The sequence below is a fragment of the Ruegeria sp. CH2 genome (assembly GCF_056537065.1).
The window spans coordinates 1-2,046 of the sequence record NZ_JBQFQV010000045.1 but is presented as its reverse complement, the minus strand read 5'-3'; the positions used below and the strand labels follow the sequence as shown (position 1 = coordinate 2,046).

Here is a 2,046-nt window from a genome sequence, read left to right as displayed (position 1 = left end):
CGCAAGGCGGGCATTGCGCCCTCTGCCGTGGTTCTGGTTGCCACCGTGCGGGCGATGAAGATGAATGGCGGTGTCGCCAAGGCCGATCTGGGCGCCGAGAATGTCGATGCGGTCAAGGCGGGCTGCGCCAACCTGGGCCGCCATATCGAGAACGTGAAGTCGTTCGGTGTGCCGGTTGTTGTCGCCATCAACCACTTTGTCACCGACACCGATGCCGAGGTTCAGGCGGTGAAGGATTATTGTTCCTCTCACGGGGTCGAGGCGGTTCTGTCGCGCCACTGGGAACTGGGCTCGGAAGGCTCTGCCGATCTGGCCCGCAAGGTTGTGGAAATCGTCGAAGGGGGGTCTGCGAACTTCGCGCCGATCTACCCCGACGAGATGCCGCTGTTTGAGAAGATCGAAACCATCGCCAAGCGCATCTACCGCGCCGACGAGGTTCTGGCCGACAACAAGATCCGCACGCAGCTGAAAGAATGGGAAGCTGCGGGGTATGGCAACCTGCCGGTCTGCATGGCGAAAACCCAGTACAGCTTCTCGACCGACCCGAGCTTGCGGGGCGCGCCCACCGGCCATTCGGTGCCGGTGCGTGAAGTCCGCCTGAGCGCGGGTGCGGGCTTTATCGTGGTTGTCTGCGGTGAGATCATGACCATGCCGGGCCTGCCCCGCAAACCGGCCGCGGAAACCATCTGCCTCAATGACGCAGGTGAGATCGAGGGCTTGTTCTAAGCCGCTGAATAAGACATCTCGTGGTCCGGGACCCCCGGGCCATGAGGAGACGATGATGCCCACTCTGACACCGCCGCAGGACTGCCATTCGATGCGGGATCTGCGGGTTCAGATCGACAGGCTGGACCGCCAGCTGATCGGGATGCTGGTGAGGCGCGCAAGCTATATCGACCGCGCGTCTGAGCTGAAGCCGGGTGAAGGCCTGCCCGCCCGCATCCCAGACCGGGTCGAGGATGTGGTGCAAAAGGTGCGCGCCAGTTCGCAGGCGGCGGGGATGGACCCCGATTTGTCCGAAACGCTCTGGCGCATTCTGATTGACTGGTCGATTGCACGTGAGGAACGTGTGCTCGGCCCCGAGTAAAGACCGGGCGCGTTCTGCGCCCGTTTGGGTTTTGAAAGAAGGGACCAAAGGATGGTAGCGCAGGTTATCGACGGGAAGGCCTTTGCCGCCAAAGTGCGCGCGCAGGTGGCCGATCAGGTTGCAAAGCTGAAAGAGGAAAACGGCATCATCCCCGGCCTGGCCGTGGTTCTGGTGGGCGAGGATCCGGCCAGCCAGGTCTATGTCCGCTCGAAAGGCAAGATGACCGTCGAGGTCGGCATGAACAGCTACGAGCACAAGCTGGATGCGGAGACCTCGGAGGCGGAGCTGCTGGCGCTGATCGACAAACTGAACACTGATCCGGCGGTGCATGGCATTCTGGTCCAGCTGCCGCTGCCCAAGCACCTGAACGAGGATCTGGTGATCAATTCGATCGATCCGGCCAAGGATGTGGACGGGTTCCACATCTCGAATGTGGGTCTTTTGGGCACTGGTCAGAAATCGATGGTGCCCTGCACCCCGCTGGGCTGCCTGATGATGCTGCGCGATCACCACGGGTCGCTGTCGGGTATGGATGCGGTTGTCATCGGTCGTTCGAACATCGTGGGCAAGCCGATGGCGCAGCTGCTGCTAGGGGACAGCTGCACCGTGACCATCGCGCATTCGCGCACCAGGGACCTGCCGGATGTGGTCCGCCGCGCCGATATCGTTGTGGCCGCCGTTGGCCGCCCCGAAATGGTGCCTGGCGACTGGATCAAGGAAGGCGCCACCGTGATCGACGTGGGCATCAACCGCATCGAACGCGATGGCAAGACCAAGCTGGTCGGCGACGTCGATTATGCCAGCGCTGCCGAACGCGCCGGCGCCATCACCCCGGTCCCCGGCGGCGTCGGCCCCATGACCATCGCCTGCCTGCTGGCCAACACCCTCACCGCCTGCTGCCGCGCAAACAAACTCCCAGAACCAGAAGGCCTGACCGCGTGATATACGCGGGGGCCGGA

3 protein-coding genes are annotated in these 2,046 nt (G+C 63.1%); all 3 read left to right on the top strand.

Going from position 1 to position 2,046, the window contains the following annotated elements:
• Positions 1-726: formate--tetrahydrofolate ligase (locus ACR0M9_RS21040; protein WP_480774598.1), on the top strand; the 726-nt coding region annotated here is incomplete at its 5' end.
• Positions 727-781: 55 nt separating this feature from the next.
• Positions 782-1,087 (top strand): chorismate mutase, encoded by a 306-nt coding sequence (locus tag ACR0M9_RS21035; RefSeq protein WP_480473724.1) that lies wholly within the window; start codon positions 782-784, stop codon positions 1,085-1,087.
• A 51-nt stretch (positions 1,088-1,138) separates the two neighbouring features.
• Positions 1,139-2,029, top strand: coding sequence for a bifunctional methylenetetrahydrofolate dehydrogenase/methenyltetrahydrofolate cyclohydrolase FolD (gene folD / locus ACR0M9_RS21030; RefSeq protein WP_480774597.1), 891 nt, complete (start codon positions 1,139-1,141; stop codon positions 2,027-2,029).
• Positions 2,030-2,046: the final 17 nt, after the last annotated feature.

Coding starts and splice junctions, on each gene's coding strand:
- ACR0M9_RS21035 (WP_480473724.1), top strand. CDS start 782: ATGCCCACTCTGACACCGCCGCAGGACTGCCATTCGATGCGGGATCTG.
- folD (WP_480774597.1), top strand. CDS start 1,139: ATGGTAGCGCAGGTTATCGACGGGAAGGCCTTTGCCGCCAAAGTGCGC.